The following is a 23392-nucleotide window of genomic DNA, read 5'->3' as shown; positions in this document are numbered from 1 at the left end:
GTTTCCGTAAGCGGCGGCTTTGAGATATGGACAATCGGTAAAAGCGGCGAGTCAAAAGCGGGCGTCAGACAGGAAACCCGACGTGCTTTTGCTGACCAGCAGAATAGCGCAATTTGCGGCAAAGTGAACAGAAAATCACCAGGTTCGGGTGCAGATGTGCTGAAAGGTTAAAACGGCGGATCGGCAGGCAGCCAGGGCAGAAAAAAGCCCGCTGAGAAGCGGGCCTGAACATCATCAGGGTTAACCGGCTACAGGCCGATTACTCCCACTCGATCGTCGCCGGTGGCTTACCGCTGATGTCATACACCACGCGGGAGATCCCGTTGATTTCATTGATGATGCGGTTAGAAACGCGGCCCAGGAAATCATACGGCAGATGCGCCCAGTGAGCGGTCATAAAGTCGATGGTTTCCACCGCGCGCAGTGAAACCACCCAGTCATATTTACGGCCATCGCCCATCACACCGACCGAGCGAACCGGCAGGAAGACGGTGAATGCCTGACTGACTTTGTTGTAGAGATCCGCTTTGTGCAGCTCTTCGATGAAGATAGCATCGGCACGACGCAGCAGATCGCAATACTCTTTCTTCACTTCGCCCAGCACGCGCACGCCCAGACCCGGGCCCGGGAACGGATGGCGGAACAGCATGTCGTACGGCAGGCCCAGCTCCAGACCAATCTTACGCACTTCGTCTTTGAACAGCTCTTTCAGCGGCTCAACCAGACCCATCTTCATCTCTTTCGGCAGGCCGCCAACGTTGTGGTGCGACTTGATGACGTGCGCTTTACCGGTGGCTGACGCCGCCGATTCAATCACGTCCGGATAGATGGTGCCCTGCGCCAGCCACTTAACGTCTTCCAGCTTCAGCGCTTCTTCGTCAAACACTTCCACAAAGACGCGACCAATGGTTTTACGCTTGGCTTCAGGTTCATCAATACCCGCCAGTGCGTCCAGGAAACGCTGCTCAGCCGGGACATGGACGATGTTGAGACCAAAGTGATCGCCAAACATATCCATCACCTGCTGCGCTTCGTTCAGGCGCAGCAGACCGTTATCCACAAACACGCAGGTCAGACGGTCGCCAATGGCACGGTGCAGCAGCATCGCCGTTACCGATGAATCCACACCGCCAGACAGACCGAGGATAACTTTGTCATTTCCTACCTGCTCACGCAGACGTTCTACCGCATCTTCGATGATTTTGGCTGGCGTCCACAGGGCTTCACATTCACAAATGTCGATGATGAAGCGCTCAATCATCCGCAGGCCCTGACGGGTATGGGTCACTTCCGGGTGGAACTGCACGCCATAGAAACGCTTCTCTTCGTTCGCCATGATGGCAAACGGACAGGTTTCGGTGCTGGCAACGGTTACGAAGTCAGCCGGGATAGCGGTGACTTTATCGCCGTGGCTCATCCAGACATCCAGCAGCGGTTTACCGGCCGCACTGATCGCATCTTCGATGTCACGAACCAGAGCGCTTGGCGTGGTCACTTCAACCTGCGCATAACCGAACTCGCGTTCGTTTGAACCGGCAACGGCGCCGCCCAGCTGCATCGCCATGGTCTGCATACCGTAGCAGACGCCCAGGACCGGCACGCCAGCATTAAAGACATATTCCGGCGCTCGCGGGCTGTTCAGTTCGGTGGTGCTCTCCGGGCCACCGGAAAGGATGATGCCGCTTGGGTTGAACTGGCGAATCTGCTCTTCGCTCACATCCCATGCCCAGAGTTCACAGTAAACGCCAAGCTCGCGCACGCGGCGTGCCACCAGCTGAGTATATTGCGAGCCGAAATCGAGAATCAGAATGCGATGCTTATGGATATTTTCCGTCGTCATTGAGGGGGTTCCAGAACGGTGACTTAATAAATAAAAGCGCCCGGCTGAAGCCGGGCGGGAAATCGAAATTACGAGCCCATACGGTAGTTCGGTGACTCTTTGGTGATGGTCACATCATGTACGTGACTCTCATTGATGCCAGCGCCGCTGATGCGGACAAACTCCGCTTTAGTGCGCAGGTCATCAATGGTCGGGCAACCGGTCAGGCCCATGCATGAACGCAGTCCACCCATCTGCTGATGGACGATCTCTTTCAGACGGCCTTTATAGGCCACGCGGCCTTCGATGCCTTCCGGCACCAGCTTGTCAGCGGCGTTATCGGTCTGGAAGTAACGGTCTGAAGAGCCTTTGGACATCGCGCCCAGTGAACCCATGCCGCGATAGGATTTAAATGCACGACCCTGGTAGAGTTCGATCTCGCCCGGAGACTCTTCGGTGCCCGCCAGCATTGAACCCACCATGACACAGGAGGCTCCCGCCGCGATCGCTTTTGCGATATCACCGGAGAAACGGATACCGCCATCGGCGATGACCGGAATACCGGTGCCTTCCAGTGCAGTCACGGCGTCAGAGACGGCGGTGATCTGCGGAACACCGACACCGGTGACGATACGGGTGGTACAGATAGAGCCAGGGCCGATACCGACTTTGACCGCGCTGACGCCGGCCTCAACCAGTGCCAGTGCGCCGGCACCGGTAGCGACGTTACCGCCGACAATTTCGAGGTCCGGATATTTAGCACGGGTTTCACGGATACGGGAGAGCACGCCTTCAGAGTGACCGTGAGAGGAGTCAATCAGCAGCACGTCAACGCCCGCAGCAACCAGCGCATCGATACGCTCTTCGTTGCCTGCACCGGCACCGACAGCGGCACCCACACGCAGACGGCCCTGCGCATCTTTACAGGCGTTAGGCTTACGTTCGGCTTTCTGGAAGTCTTTAACGGTGATCATGCCCAGCAGATGGAAGCTGTCATCCACGACCAGCGCTTTCTCTACGCGCTTTTCATGCATTTTGTGCAGCACGACATCACGCGCTTCACCCTCTTTCACCGTCACCAGACGATCTTTCGGGGTCATAACCGCAGAAACAGGCTGAGAGAGATCGGTCACAAAGCGCACGTCACGACCGGTGATGATACCGACCAGTTCATTGTCGCGGTTAACCACCGGATAGCCTGCAAAGCCGTTGCGCTCGGTCAGCGCTTTGACGTCAGCCAGTGGGGTGGTCGGCAGTACGGTCTGCGGTTCAGTCACGACGCCGCTCTCATGTTTCTTCACCTTGCGCACTTCGTCCGCCTGGCGTTCAATCGACATATTTTTATGGATGAAGCCAAGGCCGCCTTCCTGTGCCAGCGCAATTGCCAGACCCGCTTCGGTCACGGTGTCCATGGCAGCGGAAAGCATAGGAATGTTTAAACGGATGTTTTTGGTCAGCTGTGTGCTGAGATCGGCCGTATTAGGCAGGACGGTGGAGTGAGCAGGAACGAGCAGAACGTCGTCAAAAGTGAGTGCTTCTTTAGCGATTCTTAACATGGCAATACTCCACCTCGGGTGATTGAGATTAGATAAAATATTGCCGCGGCATTATACAGGCCGTAATCGATTGCCTCCACTATTATTTACGAAAAACTCTTGATCCGCACTGGCAGCCCTGTAGTATCGGTGAATTAACCTGCTGATTTGGAATTTGATCTTCGTCACATGTCGCTGCCATCCAACGCCAATATTTTTACCGTCAGCCGTCTCAATACGACAGTGCGTCAGCTGCTGGAGAAAGAGATGGGCCTGGTCTGGATCAGCGCCGAGATCTCCAATTTCACTCAGCCGGCTTCCGGTCACTGGTACTTCACGCTGAAGGATGATGGCGCTCAGGTGCGCTGCGCCATGTTCCGCAACAGCAATCGTCGCGTCACTTTTCGTCCGCAGCACGGACAGCAGGTGCTGGTACGCGCCACCATCACCCTTTACGAGCCTCGTGGCGACTATCAGCTGATTGCCGAGAGTATGCATCCGGCGGGCGAAGGGCTGTTGCAGCAGCAGTTTGAACTGCTGAAGGCAAAACTGTCGACCGAAGGATTGTTCGACCCGCAGCATAAGCAGCCGCTGCCGGAACCGGCGCGTCAGGTCGGGGTGATCACCTCGGCGACCGGCGCCGCCCTGCACGATGTGTTACGCGTGCTGCATCGCCGCGATCCCTCCCTGCCCGTGGTCATCTATCCTACTGTCGTGCAGGGTGTCGATGCGCCTGCGGCTATCGTCCGGGCGATTGAAGTCGCTAACCTGCGCAATGAATGCGACGTTTTAATTGTCGGGCGCGGCGGCGGTTCGCTGGAAGATTTGTGGAGCTTTAACGACGAACGGGTAGCTCGCGCAATTTTTGCCAGCCGCATTCCCATCGTCAGCGCAGTCGGACACGAAACCGACGTCACCATTGCCGACTTCGTCGCAGATTTACGCGCGCCCACACCGTCGGCCGCAGCAGAAATTGTCAGCCGCAATCAGCTTGAATTGCTGCGTCAGCTGCAGTCACAGCAGCAGCGGCTGGAGATGGCGATGGATTACTATCTGGCGCGCCAGCAGCGGCTTTACAGCCGCCTGGAACATCGCCTGCAGCAGCAGCATCCGCAGCTGCGTCTGGCCCGCCAGCAGACTGCCCTGTTCCGCCTGCAGCAGCGTCTGGGTGATGCGATGGAAACCCGCCTGCGTCTCGCTACCCGTCAGCAGGATCGCCTGCAGCACCGGCTCAGTGCCCAACAGCCGCAGCCGCGCCTGTTCGAAGCGCAGAAGCAGCTGCAAAGCTGGCACTACCGCCTGCAGCAGAGCATGACAACGCAACTGAGCAGCGGAAAACAGCAGTTTGGTCAGCTGGTAGCGCAGCTGGAGGGCGTCAGTCCCCTGGCCACGCTGGCACGCGGATTCAGCGTCACGACCGACACCACCGGACAGGTGGTGAAACAAACGGCGCAGCTGCAGAGCGGCGACCTGCTGCGCACCCGTCTGGATGATGGCTGGGTCGAAAGCCAGGTCACACAGTTACTGCCTGAGAAAAAGCGTCGCCGCAAAACCGCCTCCTGACCCGCTCCGCCCTCATCGCCCTTCCTTTCCAGTTATGGCTGGTCTCATTTACCGCGTGCATTCGCCGTGACCGGTCTATACTTTCTGGTACATCTCTGCTGCCAGAGCGTTTCAGATGGCCTGTCAACGTGGTCTGCCTGACGGGTCTGTACTCTCCGGTACATCTCTGCTGCCAGGGAGTTTCAGATGGCCTGTCAAAGTTGTCTGCCTGACGGGTCTATACTCTCCGGTACCTCTTTCTCAGCTGCCAAGGAGTTTCAGATGGCTTACTGCGTTATTCCTCCCTATATCCTTCGTAAGATCATTGCTCACGGTTCCGGTCACCAGCAGGCGCAGGCGCGTCGCACCCTCACCCACGTTCAGCACCTGATGGCAGAACACTGGCAAAAAACCGCCGTAGCTAAAACGGCTGCGGGCGGCCATGTGGACCGGGAAATTTATGATGCCCAGGGCAGAGAAACCCTGCCCGGTAAGCTGATTCGACAGGAGGGCCAGCCCGCCAGTGATGATGTGGCGGCTGAAGAAGCCTGGGACTACCTCGGCGTCACCTATGACTTTTTCTGGCAGGCTTATCAGCGTAACTCGCTGGATAATCAGGGGCTGAAGCTGCTTGGTACCGTCCATTACGGGGAAAAATATCAGAACGCCTTCTGGAACGGTCAGCAGATGGTATTTGGTGACGGTGACGGCGAAATTTTTAATCGCTTTACCATTGCGATTGATGTGGTGGCACATGAACTCGCGCATGGCGTCACGGAAAATGAAGCCGGATTGATCTACTTTGAGCAGGCTGGCGCACTGAATGAGTCCCTGTCTGACGTCTTTGGCTCCCTGGTCAAACAGTACAGCAAGAAACAGCGCGCCGAAGAGGCGGACTGGATTATCGGTGAAGGCCTGCTGGCAAGCGGCATCAATGGGCGCGGTTTGCGTTCAATGTCTGAACCCGGCACCGCCTACGATGACCCGATGCTGGGTAAAGATCCGCAACCGGCGCACATGGATGACTATGTGAAAACCCGTGAAGATAATGGCGGAGTTCACATCAACTCCGGTATTCCTAACCGGGCATTTTATCTGGCGGCCACCGCGCTGGGCGGCTTTGCCTGGGAGCAGGCAGGCTACGCCTGGTATGACACCCTGTGTGACGACGAACTGCCTCAGGATGCGGACTTTAAGACCTTTGCCCGCTTCACCGTTCAGCATGGTGAAAAGCGCTTTAATTCGTCGGTCGGCCGTGCCATTGAACAGGCGTGGAAGGAGGTTGGCGTGCTATGAGTGAACTGCCCGAACTCACCGATGACGCTACGGTCATCGTCGCGCGTGAAGGCGGCATGGCCTTTATTCCGGGGCTGCGCGCCGAGCGTCGCTTTATGCTGGGCGATCTGCCACCGCCTGAAAAACAGCGCGTCTGCCATGCGCTGGAACAGGCGATGCCGCTGGGCGAACCCGAGGAGAAAGCCGCGCAGGTGGGCAGTGGCGATCAGCGCTATTTTCGCATTCAGATCCAGTACGCGACCCGCCGTGAGGTTGGCACCATTGTGCTGCTGATCCCGGAACAGGTCGCCCCTCCCGAATTGCAGGCGCTGTGGCGCGACGGCAAATAAGCAAAAAAGGGCCGACAATGTCGGCCCGGAGAGAGCTGATAATCTGATGTGAATCTGGCAGCAGCGAATGAGCCTTTAGCGAAGGTAACACAGTCAGAAGAGGAAAGCGTCCCGCGCCAGGGACGGCGCGGGACGAGCCGTCATGGATGACGGTTTTGCGACTTTCCGATCTGACCGTGTTGCCTGAGCATGCCCGCTCTTACAGCGAACCGGCCAGAATTTTTTCAAAAAAAAAGGGCCGACAATGTCGGCCCTTTTCCTTTTGCGATATTACTTGCTGTCTGGCAGCGCGTAAGCAATCACGTAATCACCGCGGTCCGGTGACTGACGTGCGCCACCTGCCGAGATGAGGATGTACTGCTTACCATCTTTCGGTGAGACGTAGCTCATCGGGCCACCCTGACTGCCGACCGGCAGGCGCGCTTTCCACACCTCTTTACCGGTTGAAGAATCAAAGGCACGCAGATAGTAATCCTGGGTACCCGCGATGAAGACCAGGCCACCCTGCGTTGCCAGCGTTCCGCCCAGCGTCGGCATACCAATCGGCATTTTCACGCCCATTTTGATACCAAACGGTCCGGTGTCCTGCACGGTACCGACCGGTACCTGCCAGACGATTTTCTGGGTTTTCATGTCAATCGCCGACAGCGTACCAAATGGCGGCTTCTGACAAGGGATGCCCAGCGGAGACATAAAGCGGTTTTTGTTTACGGCGTACGGCGTGCCTTTCAGCGGTACCGCACCCATACCGGTGTTGATCGCTTCGCCACCGTTGCTGCCACGTGAAATGCTGTTGGTGTCAGCCGGGATCATCTGCACCCACAGGCCGAGACGCATATCGTTAACGAACAGCAGATGGTTGTTAGGGTCAGTCGACATGCTGCCCCAGTTCATTCCACCCAGCGAGCCCGGGAAGCTCAGCGACTTGTCGGTGTCCGGCACGGTGAACAGGCCGTTATAACGCATCGATTTAAAGGCAACACGGCAGGCCAGCTGATCAAACGGCGTCGCTCCCCACATGTCAGACTCTTTCAGCGTCTGGTTGCCAATCTGCGGCATGCCGGTCGAGTGTGGCTGGGTTTTGGTGTACTGCTCGTTCGGGATATGGCCCTGCGGCATCGGCAGCTCTTCGACTTTGGTCAAAGGCTTACCGGTCATCCGGTCGAGCACAAAAATCATGCCGGTTTTACCGCCGATCACCACCGCTGGCGTGGTGCTGCCATCTTTCTGCGGGAAGTCGATCAGGCTTGGCTGCATGGGCAGGTCAAAGTCCCACAGATCGTTGTGCACGGTCTGATAGACCCACTTCTCTTTACCGGTGGTGGCATCCAGCGCCAGCACGGATGCGCCATATTTGTGATCCAGTGGGGTACGGTTTGCGCCCCAGAGGTCAACAGAGGAGCTGCCCATCGGAATGAACACGGTGTTCATGGTCGGATCGTATGACATCGGAGCCCAGGAGTTCGGCGTACTGCGGGTGTACTCCTTGCCCGGCATCAGGATCGCATTCGGGTCAACGTTGCCCGGGTCAAACGCCCAGCGCATCTTGCCGGTGATAACGTCGAATCCACGCAGCACGCCGCCCGGCATATCGGTCTGTACGTTATCCGCCACGCGTCCGCCAACCACGACAGTGGTGCCTGCCAGCGTAGGAGCTGAGGTCAGCTGATACTGCGGGTCTGGTGCCTTACCGATGCCGGCTTTCAGATCGACAATGCCGTGATCGCCAAAGTCTTCACAGAACTCACCGTTGTCGGCGTTGATGGCAATCAGACGCGCGTCGATGGTGTTCATCAGAATACGACGCTGACAGGTGTCACCGGCAGGCAGGGTAACGGCCGTTACCGGAACTGACCCCGGCTTGTCCGGCTGTTGCAGCGGTTTCGTCGCGTCAAAGTAAGCCAGACCACGGCAGCGCGGCCAGACTTCAGCCTGCGCATTGATTTCGCGTTTCCAGATCTGCTTACCGCTGTTCGCTTCCACCGCAATCACATTATTGTGTGGAGTGCAGAGATAAAGCGTGTTGCCAATCTGTAACGGCGTCTGCTGATCTTCTGCGCCGTTACCGGTCGGGCTGATCGGGGTGTCACCGGTGCGGAAGGTCCAGGCAACTTTCAGATCCTTCACGTTGTCGCGGGTAATCTGGTCCAGCGCCACAAAGCGGCTGCCCTGCGGCGTATTGCCGTAGTTATCCCAGTCTTTCTGCTGTTTGGTTTTATCGACCGGGATCAGCGGCAGCTCTTCACCATTACCGGCCACGGTAGGATGCGGCTGGAACATCTGCACCAGCGTGACCACCATGCCTGCGGCCAGCAGTGCGGAGAAAGTATAGGAAGGTTTTACCAGTGAGGGCTTACCTTCATGCTTACGCAGTGAAGGCCAGATCAGGAAGGCCAGCAGTGTCAGTCCGGCTGGCACCATCAGGCGTGAGACCAGCGGCCAGAAATCCAGCCCGGCATCAAACAGCGACCAGATCAGCGTGCCGATAAAGACCAGCAGGAAAAGAACCGCTGCCGACGATTTGCGGCGGAAGAACTGAATTGCGGAAAGTACGATGACGATCCCTGCAATCAAAAAGTACCAGCTGCCGCCAAGTGCAACCAGTTTGCCGCCACCGATTGCAAAGAACAGACCGGTAGCAAGCAGCACCAGTCCGAGCAGCACGGATGCGATTCCCAACCCCCTGGCGGAGCGGGAGGATGTTTCAGCCATAAACTATCTCTCCTGAATAAACAGAACGTCCGGACAGGTGCCGTCCGGACTCCGCGCCTTAAGACGTTCTGCGCAGAGCCCCGTTCTGTTTCAAATCAATTATAAACAGACCCGCGTCCGTAAGAATCTGAGGGCCGGAAGCCTACAGATGTGGCTGGCCCCTCCCACGACGCGGCAGGATTGTACCACCTGGTACATAACCGAGTGAACATATACAACTCATTTGTTACGACGTAATAGCATTTTTGCTACAAAACGGCGGGCGGGTCGGGTTCACCGGTGCGTTTAATCATAGCCAAATCTTACGGTGTGGACGGCTGAAACTGCACCCGCCTGCGCGAGATCAATCCGTGGCCATGTTGACAAAAATAGTCGACCGCACCGCAGGCTTTCAGTACCGTCAGTGGCTGGTGACAGTCCGGACAGACGGGCTGCGCCGGATAGTGCGCACTGCAGCGGTCACAGATAAATTCGCCGTCGCTGAGCCGCAGTGGCTGCTGACATTTTTCGCAGTGAATAGTCACTTTCTCCTCCTGAGCAGCGTGTTCAGCACAAAAAAAAGAGGGCCTCATGGCCCTCTTCTCATTAACGCTTATTCTTTTTCATATGCGCCATCAGACGCTTACGTTTACGCTGCTGAGTCGGCGTCAGCAGGTTACGCTTGCCTTCATAAGGGTTCTCACCCTCTTTGAACTGAATACGGATTGGCGTTCCCATCACATTCAGGGATTTGCGGAAATAGTTCATCAGGTAGCGCTTGTAAGAATCTGGCAGATCTTTCACCTGATTCCCGTGGATGACCACGATGGGCGGGTTGTAACCACCGGCATGGGCATACTTAAGCTTAACGCGACGGCCGCGCACCAGGGGTGGCTGGTGATCGTCTGCCGCCATGTTCATGATGCGCGTCAGCAGCGAAGTGTTTACGCGCCGGGTCGAACAGTCATAGGCTTCAGTGATCGATTCAAACAGGTTACCCACCCCGCTGCCGTGCAGCGCAGAGATAAAGTGGATGCGGGCGAAATCGATAAAGCCCAGACGGAAGTCCAGCGTCTCTTTCACTTCGTCACGCACTTCCTGCGACAGGCCATCCCATTTGTTAACCACGATTACCAGCGAGCGTCCACTGTTGAGAATAAAGCCCAGCAGGGAGAGATCCTGATCCGAGATACCGGCGTGGGCGTCGATGACCAGCATCACCACGTTGGCATCTTCAATCGCCTGCAGCGTCTTGATCACCGAGAATTTCTCTACGGTGTCAGAGATTTTGGCGCGCTTACGCACCCCGGCGGTGTCGATCAGTACGTAATCACGTCCGTCACGCTCCATCGGAATATAGATACTGTCGCGGGTGGTGCCGGGCATATCGTAGACCACTACGCGGTCTTCACCGAGGATACGGTTAGTAAGCGTTGACTTACCTACGTTAGGACGCCCCACGATGGCCAGCTTGATAGGTAAACCTGTCGGGTCGAAGTTTTCTTCTTCCTCGGCGGCTTCCTGCTCAGCGATCTCCTCGGCGTCCAGCGCCGCCCAGTAGGCCTGGTTCTCTTCTTCTTCGGTCAGTTCGACCGGCTCAACCGTCTCCATCCACGGCAGCAGCGCCGTTTCGATCAGGCTGGTGACACCGCGACCGTGCGACGCCGCAATGGCGTGGATCTCGCCCAGGCCGAGTGAGTAGAAGTCGATAACCGCCTGATCCGGATCGAGCCCGTCAGTTTTGTTCGCCACCAGGAAAGTGGCTTTCTGACGTGAACGCAGATGTTTAGCGATTTGCTGATCGGCGGCCATCATGCCCGCACGTGCGTCGACCATAAACAGTACGACATCCGCTTCTTCAATCGCCAGCAGTGACTGCTCGGCCATCCGCGTTTCAACACCCTCTTCGGTGCCGTCGATACCACCGGTATCAATAACAATAAATTCGCGCCCTTCCACTTCGGCGCGACCATATTTGCGATCGCGAGTCAGTCCGGGAAAATCCGCTACCAGCGCATCACGAGTGCGGGTTAAGCGGTTAAATAGCGTAGATTTTCCCACATTGGGACGCCCAACCAGCGCGACCACAGGTACCATAACAAAATGCCTCAATAAAAAATGAATCGCCCGAATGGCGTGATTATAACGGCTCTGGCCGTTAAGTTCAGGCTTAAGGCGCAAAGAATACCATGCCTGACTAAAAACGAAACGGCCCCTGATTAAATCAGGAGCCGTCGGAACGGAGGATTTCACCTGCCGGACGTTTACCCGTTAACGGGTAATCGCATAAACCTCACCATCTTTCGACTGGATCAGCAGCTTGTCGCTGGCGACCACGGGCTCGGTCTGGAAACCGGAACTGTCCAGCTTCTGCTGCGCGACAAAACGACCGTCGGTGGTGTTCAGCCAGTGCAGATATCCTTCGCTGTCGCCGACCACCAGATAGCCGTTGTAGAGCACCGGTGAAGTCAGGTTGCGATGCAGCAGATCGCTCTGACGCCAGATAGCGACGCCACCGTCCGCGTTCAGGGCAATCACACGGTCATCCTGATCGACCAGATAGATGCGGCCGGCATCAACAATCAGATCTTTCACACCGCCGATTTCGCGTTTCCACAGAATCTGGCCGGAACGCAGATCCAGCGCCGTCAGGTCACCGTTGTACGCCAGCGCGTAAACCACGCCGTTGACGATAACCGGGGTCGTATCGACATCGTTCAGACGATCGATTTCGGTTGCGCCGCTGACCTGAGAAATACGCTGCTGCCAGATCAGTTGCCCCTGGTTCAGCACGACGGCACTGACGCGGCCGTTGTCACCACCGACAATGGCCCCGCCAAACGCAACAGCCGGAGCCGATTCACCGCGCAGTGATAGCGCAGGCATATCCAGGTTAACGCTCCACTTCACCGCCCCGCTGCTCTGGTCCAGACCCTGCAACATGCCGTTGCTGGTATGGATCAGCACCAGGCCATCGCTGACCACCGGACGTGACAGCGCTTCACCGGCGACTTTCGTCTGCCAGGCCAGGCTGCCATCGCTGCTGTTCAGGGCATAAACCTGACCGCGCTCGCTGCCGACATAGATCCGATCGCCATCCGCCGTCAGGCCGCCCGATAACAGGGCTGAGCGATTTTTCGAGAAGAAGCCGGTTTTCTCAGAGAGATCGACTTTCCATTTTTCTTTACCGTCCGCGGCATCCAGCGCTTTCACGATACCAAAGCGATCGGCTGCGAAGACCGTACTGTCCTGCCAGGCAGGATGCAGATTGGAGTAGAAATCACCCACGCCATCGCCGACCGAGGTGCTCCACACTTTCTCTGGCGTAAACTGATTTTCCACCTTCGGCAGCGGGGCCATTTTCACTACATCTTCTTCGCCGCTAAACAGCGAACAACCGCTGAGCAAAGTGACTGAAATCAGTCCCGGCAGCAGGTATTTACGTAATTCCATGCGCTCTCTCTTGACTGGCTTAGCTTAAGTTATTCATCTTCATCTGCATCATTTGCTTTAATGCCGGAGAGGCGTCAGATTCCACCCCTTTACTCCAGGCATCGCGCGCGCCCTGCTTGTCGCCTTTGGCCAGCAGCGCTTCGCCGCGAATATCGGCCACAATGGCTGTCCAGCCATCACCCTTCACACCGTCAAGGGTTTTAAGCGCCGCATCCGCTTGATTCTGTTGCAGTTGAATGCGAGCCAGACGCAGGTTAATGACCGCCTGCAGATTGGCATCTTTGGTATCTTTCAGTCCGTTTTGCAGCAGTGCTGCGGCTTTAACAAGCTGACCGGCGTCCACATACTGCTTCGCCAGATCCATCGCCGCCAGCGCACCGTAAGTGTTGCTGTTTTCGCTGGCAAACCGGTTAACCGCTTCGAGCGTCTCAGGTTTGCCCGCCTGCATGGCGGTGGTCAGCTGCTGATATTGGGCCGATACCGTTTTTGCGGTATCGTCCTGATGACTGCTCCAGTAACGCCAGCCACCCAGCGCAGCAATGCCGATGACTACGCCAATGGCTAACGCCTTACCATTGCTGGTAAAAAAGTTGCGCAGCGCTTCGGTCTGCTCGTTCTCATTGCTATACACTTCCACGCAATCCTTCTCCTTTCTATGGTTGGTGCTGTGTTACGCCTGTAACAGCGTGCGCAATACAGCAGCAGCCTCTGCCTGATCCAGCGTTTGCTGCTCGCCACGGCGCAGATCTTTCACCACGACCTGACCGGCTTTGACTTCATCCTCGCCCAGCACCAGCGCGACGCGAGCGCCCCACTTGTCAGCGCGGGCAAACTGCTTCCTGAAGTTGCCGCCGCCAAAGTTAGTCATCAGCCTCAGCTCTGGCGCTTCATCGCGCAATTTCTCAGCCAGCTGCATCGCAGCGGACTGCACGCCCTGACCGGAAGCGATAACATAGACATCCACATTGCTCGTCGGTTCAAATTCCGGATTCACCGCCTGAACCAGCAGCACCAGACGCTCCATGCCCATCGCGAAGCCTACCGCAGGGGTGGCACGTCCACCGAGCTGCTCTACCAGGCCGTCATAGCGACCGCCGCCGCACACGGTACCCTGTGAACCCAGGCTGTCGGTGACCCACTCAATCACGGTGCGATTGTAGTAATCCAGGCCGCGCACCAGACGCTGATTGACGGTGTAGCGGATGCCCGCGTCATCCAGCAGGGCACACAGGCCGCTGAAATGGTCGCGTGATTCGTCATCAAGATAGTCGCCGAGCTGCGGCGCATCATTCAGCAGCTGCTGAATATCGGGATTTTTACTGTCGAGAACGCGCATCGGGTTGCTGTACATGCGGCGTTTGCAATCCTCATCCAGCACCTCTTTGTGCTGTTCGAGGAAGGCGACCAGTGCGTCGCGGTAGTGCGCACGCGCTTCCAGTGAGCCGATGGAGTTGAGTTCCAGGCGAACGTGGTCGGCAATGCCTAAGGCTTTCCACCAGCGGGCGTTGAGCATAATCAGCTCCGCATCGATATCCGGTCCCTGCAGACCAAACACTTCGACGCCAATCTGGTAGAACTGGCGATAACGGCCCTTCTGCGGACGCTCATAGCGGAACATCGGCCCCATGTACCACAGGCGCTGCTCCTGATTGTAGAGTAAACCGTGCTCGATACCGGCTCGCACGCAGCCTGCGGTTCCTTCCGGACGCAGCGTCAGGCTTTCGCCATTGCGGTCCTCGAAGGTGTACATCTCTTTTTCAACCACATCGGTGACTTCACCGATGGCGCGTTTAAACAGTGGGGTCTGCTCCACCAGCGGCAAGCGAATTTCGCTATAGCCGTAGCTCGCCAGCGTCTGCTTGAGTACGCCTTCAATCCGTTGCCAGAGAGCGGTATCCGCAGGCAGGTAGTCGTTCATCCCGCGAATCGCCTGAATATTCTTCGCCACGTTAAAATCTCTTAATGCAAAAAAACCTGTCCGGCATCATACCTTATGAGGATGAAACCGCACAGGTTCAGTCAAAAAAGTCACGCACGCAGGCTGCGCACGCCATTATTTTTCCAGCTGCTGCACGTCAATACGGCGGCTGGCATCCAGCATCGACGCTTTGGCACGAATGCGCGCTTCCAGCTGATCGATCATGTCATGGTTATCGAGACGATCACGCTGACGCACGCCATCCTCGTAGAAACCACTCTTCTTGCTGCCACCGGTCACGCCCAGGGTCGAGAGCGTCGCTTCGCCCGGTCCGTTGACCACACAGCCGATAATGGAGACATCCATCGGCGTGATGAGATCTTCCAGACGCTGCTCCAGCGCGTTGACGGTGCCGATCACGTCAAACTCCTGACGTGAACAGGTCGGGCAGGCGATGAAGTTAATCCCGCGCGAACGGATGCGCAGTGATTTCAGAATATCGAAGCCGACTTTGACCTCTTCAACCGGATCGGCCGCCAGCGAGATACGCAGCGTGTCGCCGATCCCTTCTGACAGCAGCAGACCCAGCCCAATCGCCGATTTGACTGCGCCAGCGCGCGCCCCGCCCGCTTCGGTGATCCCGAGATGCAGAGGCTGATCGATCTGTTTTGCCAGCAGGCGATAAGATTCCACCGCCAGGAAGACGTCAGAGGCTTTTACACTGACTTTAAACTGGTCGAAGTTGAGACGGTCGAGGTGATCGACGTGACGCATGGCCGATTCCAGCAACGCCTGCGGCGTCGGCTCGCCATACTTTTCCTGCAGATCTTTTTCCAGCGAACCGGCGTTAACGCCAATCCGGATCGGAATATTGTTGTCGCGCGCGCAGTCAACCACCATACGGATACGCTCATTGTTCCCGATATTACCGGGATTGATGCGCAGGCAGTCAACGCCATATTCGGCGACTTTCAGGGCGATGCGGTAGTCAAAATGGATGTCTGCAACCAGCGGCACGTTCACCTGCTGTTTGATCAGCCTGAACGCTTCTGCTGCATCCATGGTCGGCACCGAGACACGAACGATGTCGACACCGACGCGCTCAAGGGCTTTGATCTGATTTACCGTCGCTTCCACGTCAGTGGTGCGGGTGTTGGTCATCGACTGGACGGCAATAGGTGCGCCGTCACCGACCGGCACCTTGCCGACGTAAATGCGTCTGGATTTACGACGGATAATGGGTGCTTCGTTATGCATATTTCTTCTCCACAATTGCCCGGTACGCGATACGCTGTTATTGCGCACCCAACGTCAGGCGAGCAACCTGGTTATTACGGATAAAACGACTTAAATCAACGGGCTGATTCTGATATTGCACCTGAACCGCGGACGGCGCGCCAATTTTCAGACGATACGGAGGTGTGCCCGCGAGGCTCAGTTTACCACCACTACGCTGAATGCCGCTGAACAGTTTTTTGCCGGTGGCATCGCTCACTTCCAGCCAGCAGTCGGCGGTGAAGTTCATGACCACCGCATTCGGATCGGCCGCCGGTTCACTGACTGCGGCAGCGCCGACCGGCATCTGTGGTGTCGTGCTGGTTGCAGGGTTAGTCGTGGCCGGTGCTGCCGATGTGTTGTCCTGTGGCGCCTGGCTCGGTGACACGACAGCATTGCTGCTGTCGGTCTGCTTTGTGGCTGGGGTAGTGGTCGTGCTGGCAGCCGGCGCAGAGGTGGCTGGCGTGCTGGTCGCGCTGTTGTCGCTGGCGGCCGTATTACTTTCGTCAGGCGCGGCTGGCGCCGCGCTGTCACCGCTGGTCTCACCCAGCGGAATCGACTGGCCGCTATCGCCGCTGCTGCCGTTCTGGTCGGTCATCGGCACCAGATCGTCCTGCGACGCTTTGTGATTCTGCCACCACCAGGCGCCGGTCAGGCCAATCACCACGAACACCACCAGCCAGGTAAAAATCATTAACCAGCCGTCGCGTTTCTTGCGGCGCTTGCCCAGGGAGAAACTTTGCATCGGCTCGATTTTTGCCGCCCGGACCGGCGTCTGTTTCGCCATCATCGGCAGCAGTTCCTCTTCAGGAATGTGCACCAGACGCGCATAAGAGCGGATGTAACCGCGCAGGAACGTCGAGGCTAAATCGGCAGGCGATTTGTCCTCTTCGATGTCACGCACGGTAGAGAGTTTCAGACACAGACGTTCAGCGACGTTCTGCTGTGACAGCCCCATCTGCTCACGGGCCAGACGCAGGCGATCACCTGTTGAATGTAATGCAGAGTTTTCTTGAGTGGCTTCAGTATTCATTAGCTAAATAACGCTGGTACTGTATCGATTGCGGAAAACGTCGCGCTAACTGGTCGCCATAACGTGAAACGTCTGCGGCATTTCCCTGTAGCGCGGCGAAACGTAAGTGTAACGCCAGACTGCGTGCCGTTTCGGGCAACTGTAGCTGGTAAACGTCGAGCAAAATCTGCACCCTCGTCAGATGGTTTTCAGCCATCTGCTTTTCAGCCTCCGCCAGCAGCGAATCAGCTTTTCGCCTGTCGGCTTCAATGGCCCGGCGTAACGTCCTGCGGGCGGCAACAACATCCCCCGCCTGCAGGTAACAAAAACCTGCCAGTTCAAGCGCGTCATTGCGTGCATCAGACGACGGAGCGGTTTCTGCCCGACTAAACTGTTGATGCGCTTCGTCATACTGCCCTAAAGCGCAGAGAAACGCACCGTAATTGTTAGCAACAAAACCATTATCCGGGGCCTGCTGCTGTGCCAGTATAAACCCTACCTGGGCTGCTGTCTGATTGCCCTGCTGTTGCGCCAGTCGTGCCAGCGCAAGCGAGACCCGGTAATCCTCTGGCGCGGCGGCCTGCGCGCGCAGAAAGTTTCGCTCAGCGGCGGCATAATCACCCGCCGCCAGATAGTGCATCCCTAACTGCAGACGCACCTCTTCAGCACCGGGTGAGTGCGGCTGGCTGACACACCCGCTTACAACAAACAGCGCCAGTACACTGGCGGGTAATCCGTTACGCACGATCGTTTCCCTCTGCCTGACATTGACAGGCTGCAGCCTGCCACGCGTCTTCACGTCAGGAAACGTTCTCTGTCACGCTTCTAGAGCGCCTTCACAGAGATGACTTCACCCGCCATTTTTTTACGCAGCGTACGCTTGGTGCGGTCGATTACCTCACCCGCTAACTGACCACAGGCGGCATCAATATCGTCGCCACGGGTTTTACGCACAATGGTGGTAAAACCGTAGTCCATCAGCACCTTGGAGAAGCGGTCGATGCGGCTGTTTGAGCTACGGCCATAAGGTGCACCCGGGAAGGGGTTCCACGGAATCAGGTTGATTTTACACGGTGTTTCTTTCAGTAATGCGGCAAGCTCATGCGCATCGTCGGTGCTGTCATTGACATGATCCAGCAGGACGTACTCAATGGTCACGCGTCCCTGGTTGGCGTTAGATTTGCCAATGTAGCGTTTCACCGCTGCCAGGAAGGTTTCGATATTGTACTTTTTGTTGATCGGAACAATATCATCACGCAGCTTGTCGTTAGGCGCGTGCAGTGAAATGGCCAGCGCCACATCAATCATATCGCCCAGTTTGTCCAGTGCAGGCACCACACCTGAAGTAGAGAGGGTCACACGACGCTTGGAGAGACCAAAGCCGAAGTCATCCAGCATGATCTCCATTGCCGGAACCACATTATTGAGGTTGAGCAGCGGCTCACCCATGCCCATCATCACCACGTTGGTGATAGGACGCTGGCCGGTGATTTTTGCTGCGCCGACGATTTTCGCCGCACGCCACACCTGACCAATAATTTCTGACACCCGCAGGTTACGGTTAAAGCCCTGCTGTGCGGTCGAACAGAATTTACACTCCAGCGCACACCCCACCTGCGAAGAAACACACAGCGTGGCGCGGTCGCCTTCCGGGATATAGACCGTTTCCACCAGCTGATCGCCCACGCGGATGGCCCATTTAATGGTGCCGTCAGTGGAGCGCATCTCTTCAGCCACTTCCGGTGCGCGGATCTCCGTCAGCTCCATCAGCCGGTTACGCAGCTTTTTGTTGATGTCGGTCATCTGCTCGAAATCGTCGCAGCAGTAGTGGTAAATCCACTTCATGACCTGATCGGCACGGAACGGCTTTTCGCCCAGCGACTGGAAAAACTCGCGCATCTGCTGACGGTTGAGATCCAGCAGGTTGATTTTCTGGCTTTTAGGGGAAACGACAATGGGGGATGCGGACGCGGACGTCACAATCTGTTCGGACATAATATTCTCTGGCCTCGTTGTTACACGTTATGGCGCTGTTCAGGGATAGGTGAAAAAAATTGCGCCTTCATTAAGCGAAGTCAATGAAGGCGCAATATTGTACAACATCTGCGGCCTGATAACAGGCGGGAGTGGCTCCCTCAGGCAGATTTTTGTAAAGCCGACCTGCTGTTTATCGCCAGGCGATTAACGGGTACGTGGGCAGATTTCGTTTTCGCCGAAGAAATAGGCGATTTCGCGGGCAGCGGATTCAGCAGAATCTGAACCGTGCGTGGCGTTTTCGGTGAAGCTGTCTGCGTAGTCAGCACGCAGGGTGCCAGCCAGTGCGTTTGCCGGGTTAGTCGCACCCATCAGGTCACGGTGACGCTGAACGGCATTTTCACCTTCCAGTACAGAAACGACAACCGGGCCAGAGGTCATGAATTCAACCAGACCATCAAAGAATGGCTTGCCCTGGTGCTCAGCGTAAAAACCTTCAGCCTGCTCTTTGCTCAGCTGCAGCATTTTTGCACCAACGATTTTGAAGCCAGCGCTTTCAAAACGGTTGTAGATAGCACCAATCACATTTTTAGCGACGGCGTTTGGCTTGATGATAGAAAAAGTACGTTCGATTGCCATGATGACCTCTGTCTTGACGTCCTGAAGAAACCGGCGGCGCAGCCCCCGGCCAATAAACGGCGCCGATTATAGGGGCTGAGTGCGGCATTGCCTATCAGAGATCCCTAATTTGTTGAAAATTCTTGATCTGAGTCGACGCAGACGCCTCTCCGTTATGATTTTGCCTGAAAAAGCGCCGGTGCGGCGGCCCTGACGGACGATTCCTGAGCAGCACGCCAGGCTTTTTCTCCTCCCCTGCCCCATTTTATTAACGCATCGCTTGAGATGGTTTCCACATTCCCCGACACTGCTATCACAGATTGCAGAGATGAGGTTGTTATGACGACGCCACTGTTTGTGTCCGCCGACTGGTTACAAGAGCACTATGACGATGAGCGGCTTCAGGTACTGGATGCGCGCATGTTGCCACCCGGCATGGAGGCCGTGCGTGATATTCAGGCCGAATATCTGGCGGGACACTTACCCGACGCTCCTTACTTCGATATCGAAGCGCTGTCCGATCACACCAGCCCCTATCCCCATATGCTGCCGCGCGCCGAACGCTTTGCCGTGGCGATGCGCGAGCTGGGCGTCAGCAGCGATAAACACCTGGTGGTCTATGACGAAGGCAATCTCTTCTCCGCGCCACGCGCCTGGTGGATGCTGAAGACCTTTGGTGTGGCGCAGGTGTCGATCCTGGCGGGCGGACTGCAGGGCTGGAAAGCAGCGGGCTTTGCGCTGGAAACCGGCGAGGTCAGCCTGCCGGAAGGCGAGTTTGAGGCTCAGGCGGATGAAAGCCGGGTGAAACGTCTGACGGATGTGCTGCTGATCAGCCATGAAGGCGGCGCACAGATCGTGGATGCACGTGCGGCCAATCGCTTCAACGCGGAAGTGGACGAGCCGCGTCCCGGATTACATCGCGGGCATATTCCCAACAGTCTGAACGTGCCGTGGAACAGTCTGGTAGAGCAGGGAGAACTGAAGCCGGAGGCGGCGCTGCGCCAGCTGTTTGCTGACGCCGGCGTCGATATCAGCAAACCGGTAGTGGCCAGCTGCGGCTCTGGCGTCACGGCGGTGGTGGTGATCCTGGCGCTGACGGCGCTGGGGGCGCGGGATGTCACGCTGTATGACGGCTCCTGGGGTGAATGGGGCAGTCGCGACGACTTACCGATTGCGAAATAAAAAACAGGCGGCCCATGAGCCGCCTGTTTTTAACTGCGTCAGATAATCCGCTCGCTGCCCTTGAAGTCACGCAGGAAACTGCCCCAGCGACGTTCATAAAAGGGCGTGATGTGCGCGGTAAAGAAGTGGCTGATACCGCGGTCCTGCAGGGTAACTTCGCAGATATCAATCGGCGCATCGTCCGGCAGCGTATCCGTTGCCACGCTGCCCGCCGCCTGAATGATCGCCTCAATGTTGCTGTCCGCTTCGATACCAATCAGCAGATTAGGCGCTTCGTCGGCCTGCTCACGAATGCTGGCAACAAAGGCGCGCCGCACCTCTTTGTGCTTGCTGAACAGCTGCGTCAGCGAGTCGATCATCTGCGCAGGCGGCTCGGCCACCTCAGAGAGCAGCAGGGCGTGCCCGCCTTCCAGCACGGTCTGCTGACTCAGCGCACTGCCCTGCTCCGCCAGCAGATGCGTAATCTCTGCCGGGGTAAACTCTTTGCCGGAAGGGAGTTTTGGATTGAGAAACAGCGTTTCGCCGCGCGTAATCTCAAACAGCGTCCGCACCGGCAGACGCAGCCAGGCCTGTTCACCCGTGACGGCTTCGCTCATCGCCTGTTCCGACGTGAAAAAAGGAATGATGCTGCTGCCATCCTCTTTTTCCCAGTGCTGCAGATCAACCGGCGTACTGGCATCGAGCTGTGGCTGGGTGCTTTCACCCGGTACCCAGACATCGGACTCCAGCAGCAGTTGAAAAAATTCGGGCCGATGGGCTGGCTCAGTTGCGGCCAGCTTCAGCACCTCTTCAAGACGGTTCATAGTTGCTCTCTGCATCGCGGTGGCATCGGCCACCGCTGGGGTCAGCTTATTTCAGTAACAGGTTGGCGATAGTGCGCACGCCCAGGCCGGTTGCGCCTGCGGCCCACTGATCGACCGCGCCTTTGCGATAGGTCGCAGAGCAGTCGATGTGCAGCCAGCCCTGCTGATAGTGGCTGACGAAGTGGGACAGGAATGCTGCCGCACTGCTGGCACCCGCCGCATGGGAAGGGCTGGCGATATTGTTAAGGTCGGCGAAGTTAGACGGCAGGTGGCTGCGATGGAATTCTGCCAGCGGCAGACGCCAGAAAGGTTCATTCTCGCTCACCGCGCTGCCCATCAGCGACTGCGCCATCACGTCGTCAAAGGTAAACAGCGCATGGTAATCGTTACCCAGCGCCGTTTTGGCTGCGCCGGTCAGGGTGGCAGCGTCGATCAGCAGCGTAGGATTCTGTTCGCTGGCATCGATCAGGCCGTCGGCCAGAACCAGACGCCCTTCCGCATCGGTGTTCATCACTTCCACCGATTTACCGTTGCGATAGCGAATGATATCGCCCAGTTTAAAGGCGTTGCTGCTGACCATGTTGTCGGCACAGCAGAGGTAGAGTTTGACGCGCTTGTTGAGGCCACGGGAAATCGCCAGCGCCAGCGCGCCGGTGACGGTCGCCGCTCCGCCCATATCTGACTTCATCGAATCCATGAAGCTGCTCTGCTTCAGGCTGTAGCCGCCGGTATCAAAGGTGATGCCTTTACCGACCAGACAGGCATAGACCGGCGCACTCTCATCACCGGTCGGGTTGTAATCCAGCGCCAGGAAGACCGGCGGGCGATTCGAGCCACGTCCTACGGTGTGCAGACCCATGTAGCCCTGCTCGCGCAGATCGTCACCTTTAGTGATGCGATAGCTGACGGCGCTGCCGCCTACTTCACTGATCAGATCGATCGCCATGTGTGCCAGCTGTTCCGGCCCCAGATCTTCTGCAGGCAGGTTGATGACGTTGCGGACCCAGTCGATCGCTTTCAGACGACGGTCAAACTCCGCCTGCTCATGTTCACCCAGCGTCGGCCACTCCACCTGACGCTGCCCTTTCGGGCCACGGAAGCCCTGCCAGAATGCCCAGCACTGCTCAAGATGCCAGCCTTCGCCGGTGAGCGCCACGTGGCGGATCCCCTGGCTGTCGATTTTGTGCGCCGCACGCTGAATGGTATTCAGGGCATCCGCGCCGGTCAGATGCAGCGTCATGCCGCTGTCGTTGCTGCTGAGAATCGCTTTTTCGCCCCAGCGCGCATCGGCGGGCTGGCTGCTAAGCGTGATGTTCATCGGTTGTGTGGTCATCGAAAAGCTCCATAATCGTTATCTGTTTCATCCAGCCTGATTGTTATAACGGCTTTAATAAGATGTTAAATGCAATCCGCAGACAGACCTGATAACAGATTCCGTCGGGTGATGCCAGCGAAGTGCAATGACAGGTGCCGTTTCCGGATTCTGACCGGGTGTCAGGATTTCATTAATGCCCGCAGACGCGTCACGGATTTCTGCACCAGCGCGATGGCATAGTCGATCTCTTCATCGGTGGTGAAGCGTCCCAGCGAAAAGCGCAGCGAACTGTGCGCCAGCTCTTCACTCAGCCCCAGCGCCCGCAGGACATAGGAAGGCTCCAGGCTGGCGGAGGTACAGGCCGAGCCGGAAGAGAGCGCCAGATCTTTCAGCGCCATGATCAATGATTCACCCTCAACGTCAGCGAAACTGACGTTGAGAATATTCGGCGCGCTCTGCTGAGGATGGCCGTTAAGGGTCACGCCCGGCAGTGTGCTGATGCCCTGCCACAGACGCTCACGCAGCGCCTGCAGACGCGCCATCTCGGTTTCGCGCTCTTCAGCTGCGATGCGAAAGGCTTCCCCCATCCCGACAATCTGATGAACCGGCAGGGTGCCGGATCGCATACCG

The 23392-nt window shown here is 57.2% G+C and carries 20 protein-coding genes; 4 read left to right on the top strand and 16 right to left on the bottom strand.

The features are described 5' to 3' along the window. Positions 1–259 precede the first annotated feature (259 nt). Both guaA and guaB read right to left on the bottom strand, forming a co-directional pair. Positions 260–1840 carry a glutamine-hydrolyzing GMP synthase gene (guaA, locus tag CKF42_RS06175; protein WP_111207793.1) on the bottom strand — a complete coding sequence of 527 codons (1581 nt, stop codon included), beginning with the start codon at positions 1838–1840 and terminating at the stop codon, positions 260–262. Between the two features lie 68 nt (positions 1841–1908). Then, on the bottom strand, positions 1909–3375 hold the full coding sequence (gene guaB, locus CKF42_RS06170; protein WP_009088747.1) for an IMP dehydrogenase: 1467 nt from the start codon (positions 3373–3375) through the stop codon (positions 1909–1911). 168 nt (positions 3376–3543) lie between these two features. Between guaB and xseA the strand changes: the two genes are divergently transcribed. From xseA to CKF42_RS06155, 3 genes are all read left to right on the top strand, one after another. Continuing rightward, the gene (gene xseA / locus CKF42_RS06165; protein ID WP_111207814.1) at positions 3544–4917 is read left to right on the top strand and encodes an exodeoxyribonuclease VII large subunit; all 1374 of its coding nucleotides are present in this window, start codon (positions 3544–3546) and stop codon (positions 4915–4917) included. Between the two features lie 261 nt (positions 4918–5178). Further along, a complete protein-coding gene (locus CKF42_RS06160) occupies positions 5179–6192 on the top strand; it encodes a M4 family metallopeptidase (protein ID WP_111207792.1) in 1014 nt (337 codons plus the stop codon). Then, on the top strand, positions 6189–6521 hold the full coding sequence (locus tag CKF42_RS06155) for a protealysin inhibitor emfourin (RefSeq protein ID WP_009088741.1): 333 nt from the start codon (positions 6189–6191) through the stop codon (positions 6519–6521). The genes CKF42_RS06160 and CKF42_RS06155 overlap by 4 nt, the downstream gene beginning before the upstream one ends. A 270-nt stretch (positions 6522–6791) precedes the next feature. Here CKF42_RS06155 and CKF42_RS06150 read toward each other — a convergent pair whose 3' ends face one another. The 11 genes from CKF42_RS06150 to ndk form a co-directional block, all read right to left on the bottom strand. Then, a complete protein-coding gene (locus CKF42_RS06150) occupies positions 6792–9233 on the bottom strand; it encodes a glucose/quinate/shikimate family membrane-bound PQQ-dependent dehydrogenase (RefSeq protein WP_111207791.1) in 2442 nt (813 codons plus the stop codon). Positions 9234–9535: 302 nt separating this feature from the next. Continuing rightward, a complete protein-coding gene (locus CKF42_RS06145) occupies positions 9536–9757 on the bottom strand; it encodes a zinc ribbon domain-containing protein (RefSeq protein WP_009088737.1) in 222 nt (73 codons plus the stop codon). A 61-nt stretch (positions 9758–9818) separates the two neighbouring features. After that, positions 9819–11309 (bottom strand): ribosome biogenesis GTPase Der, encoded by a 1491-nt coding sequence (gene der, locus CKF42_RS06140; RefSeq protein WP_009088735.1) that lies wholly within the window; start codon positions 11307–11309, stop codon positions 9819–9821. A gap of 174 nt (positions 11310–11483) precedes the next feature. Then, positions 11484–12665: an outer membrane protein assembly factor BamB gene (bamB, locus tag CKF42_RS06135; RefSeq protein WP_058957402.1), complete on the bottom strand. Its 1182-nt coding sequence runs from the start codon at positions 12663–12665 to the stop codon at positions 11484–11486. 19 nt (positions 12666–12684) lie between these two features. Beyond that, a complete protein-coding gene (locus CKF42_RS06130; protein WP_111207789.1) occupies positions 12685–13302 on the bottom strand; it encodes a YfgM family protein in 618 nt (205 codons plus the stop codon). A 33-nt stretch (positions 13303–13335) separates the two neighbouring features. Then, positions 13336–14613, bottom strand: a complete 1278-nt coding sequence (hisS, locus tag CKF42_RS06125; RefSeq protein WP_046102368.1) for a histidine--tRNA ligase — start codon at positions 14611–14613, stop codon at positions 13336–13338. A gap of 105 nt (positions 14614–14718) precedes the next feature. Next, positions 14719–15840 carry a flavodoxin-dependent (E)-4-hydroxy-3-methylbut-2-enyl-diphosphate synthase gene (ispG, locus tag CKF42_RS06120; RefSeq protein WP_009088728.1) on the bottom strand — a complete coding sequence of 374 codons (1122 nt, stop codon included), beginning with the start codon at positions 15838–15840 and terminating at the stop codon, positions 14719–14721. Positions 15841–15877: 37 nt separating this feature from the next. Continuing rightward, positions 15878–16891, bottom strand: coding sequence for a cytoskeleton protein RodZ (gene rodZ, locus CKF42_RS06115; RefSeq protein ID WP_111207788.1), 1014 nt, complete (start codon positions 16889–16891; stop codon positions 15878–15880). After that, the gene (pilW, locus tag CKF42_RS06110; RefSeq protein ID WP_111207787.1) at positions 16881–17615 is read right to left on the bottom strand and encodes a type IV pilus biogenesis/stability protein PilW; all 735 of its coding nucleotides are present in this window, start codon (positions 17613–17615) and stop codon (positions 16881–16883) included. Before pilW ends, rodZ begins: the two co-directional genes overlap by 11 nt. An 80-nt stretch (positions 17616–17695) precedes the next feature. Continuing rightward, a complete protein-coding gene (locus CKF42_RS06105; protein WP_111207786.1) occupies positions 17696–18865 on the bottom strand; it encodes a bifunctional tRNA (adenosine(37)-C2)-methyltransferase TrmG/ribosomal RNA large subunit methyltransferase RlmN in 1170 nt (389 codons plus the stop codon). A gap of 186 nt (positions 18866–19051) precedes the next feature. Beyond that, entirely contained in the window at positions 19052–19483 is a 432-nt protein-coding gene (ndk, locus tag CKF42_RS06100; protein ID WP_003848684.1) for a nucleoside-diphosphate kinase, read from the bottom strand. Positions 19484–19801: 318 nt separating this feature from the next. Here ndk and sseA point away from each other — a divergent pair, with 318 nt between their 5' ends. Continuing rightward, positions 19802–20644, top strand: coding sequence for a 3-mercaptopyruvate sulfurtransferase (gene sseA, locus CKF42_RS06095; RefSeq protein ID WP_009088719.1), 843 nt, complete (start codon positions 19802–19804; stop codon positions 20642–20644). A gap of 38 nt (positions 20645–20682) precedes the next feature. Here the strand turns inward: sseA and sseB are convergent, their stop codons facing one another. The 3 genes from sseB to CKF42_RS06080 form a co-directional block, all read right to left on the bottom strand. After that, entirely contained in the window at positions 20683–21447 is a 765-nt protein-coding gene (gene sseB, locus CKF42_RS06090) for an enhanced serine sensitivity protein SseB (RefSeq protein WP_009088716.1), read from the bottom strand. 46 nt (positions 21448–21493) lie between these two features. Then, positions 21494–22780 carry an aminopeptidase PepB gene (gene pepB / locus CKF42_RS06085; protein ID WP_111207785.1) on the bottom strand — a complete coding sequence of 429 codons (1287 nt, stop codon included), beginning with the start codon at positions 22778–22780 and terminating at the stop codon, positions 21494–21496. Positions 22781–22941: 161 nt separating this feature from the next. Continuing rightward, positions 22942–23392 (bottom strand): aminotransferase class V-fold PLP-dependent enzyme (locus tag CKF42_RS06080; protein ID WP_146239921.1); only part of this gene is annotated, 451 nt, incomplete at its 5' end.

It is taken from the genome of Pantoea sp. ARC270 (genome assembly GCF_003236725.1).
Lineage (GTDB): Bacteria > Pseudomonadota > Gammaproteobacteria > Enterobacterales > Enterobacteriaceae > Pantoea > Pantoea anthophila.
Note: the sequence above shows the minus strand (reverse complement) of the source record. Positions and strands in the feature narration are given on the sequence as shown.

Excerpts from the sequence above, each read along its gene's own strand:
- guaA (WP_111207793.1), bottom strand. The coding sequence starts at position 1,840 with ATGACGACGGAAAATATCCATAAGCATCGCATTCTGATTCTCGATTTC.
- guaB (WP_009088747.1), bottom strand. The coding sequence starts at position 3,375 with ATGTTAAGAATCGCTAAAGAAGCACTCACTTTTGACGACGTTCTGCTC.
- xseA (WP_111207814.1), top strand. The coding sequence starts at position 3,544 with ATGTCGCTGCCATCCAACGCCAATATTTTTACCGTCAGCCGTCTCAAT.
- CKF42_RS06160 (WP_111207792.1), top strand. The coding sequence starts at position 5,179 with ATGGCTTACTGCGTTATTCCTCCCTATATCCTTCGTAAGATCATTGCT.
- CKF42_RS06155 (WP_009088741.1), top strand. The coding sequence starts at position 6,189 with ATGAGTGAACTGCCCGAACTCACCGATGACGCTACGGTCATCGTCGCG.
- CKF42_RS06150 (WP_111207791.1), bottom strand. The coding sequence starts at position 9,233 with ATGGCTGAAACATCCTCCCGCTCCGCCAGGGGGTTGGGAATCGCATCC.
- der (WP_009088735.1), bottom strand. The coding sequence starts at position 11,309 with ATGGTACCTGTGGTCGCGCTGGTTGGGCGTCCCAATGTGGGAAAATCT.
- bamB (WP_058957402.1), bottom strand. The coding sequence starts at position 12,665 with ATGGAATTACGTAAATACCTGCTGCCGGGACTGATTTCAGTCACTTTG.
- ispG (WP_009088728.1), bottom strand. The coding sequence starts at position 15,840 with ATGCATAACGAAGCACCCATTATCCGTCGTAAATCCAGACGCATTTAC.
- rodZ (WP_111207788.1), bottom strand. The coding sequence starts at position 16,891 with ATGAATACTGAAGCCACTCAAGAAAACTCTGCATTACATTCAACAGGT.
- CKF42_RS06105 (WP_111207786.1), bottom strand. The coding sequence starts at position 18,865 with ATGTCCGAACAGATTGTGACGTCCGCGTCCGCATCCCCCATTGTCGTT.
- ndk (WP_003848684.1), bottom strand. The coding sequence starts at position 19,483 with ATGGCAATCGAACGTACTTTTTCTATCATCAAGCCAAACGCCGTCGCT.
- sseA (WP_009088719.1), top strand. The coding sequence starts at position 19,802 with ATGACGACGCCACTGTTTGTGTCCGCCGACTGGTTACAAGAGCACTAT.
- sseB (WP_009088716.1), bottom strand. The coding sequence starts at position 21,447 with ATGAACCGTCTTGAAGAGGTGCTGAAGCTGGCCGCAACTGAGCCAGCC.
- pepB (WP_111207785.1), bottom strand. The coding sequence starts at position 22,780 with ATGACCACACAACCGATGAACATCACGCTTAGCAGCCAGCCCGCCGAT.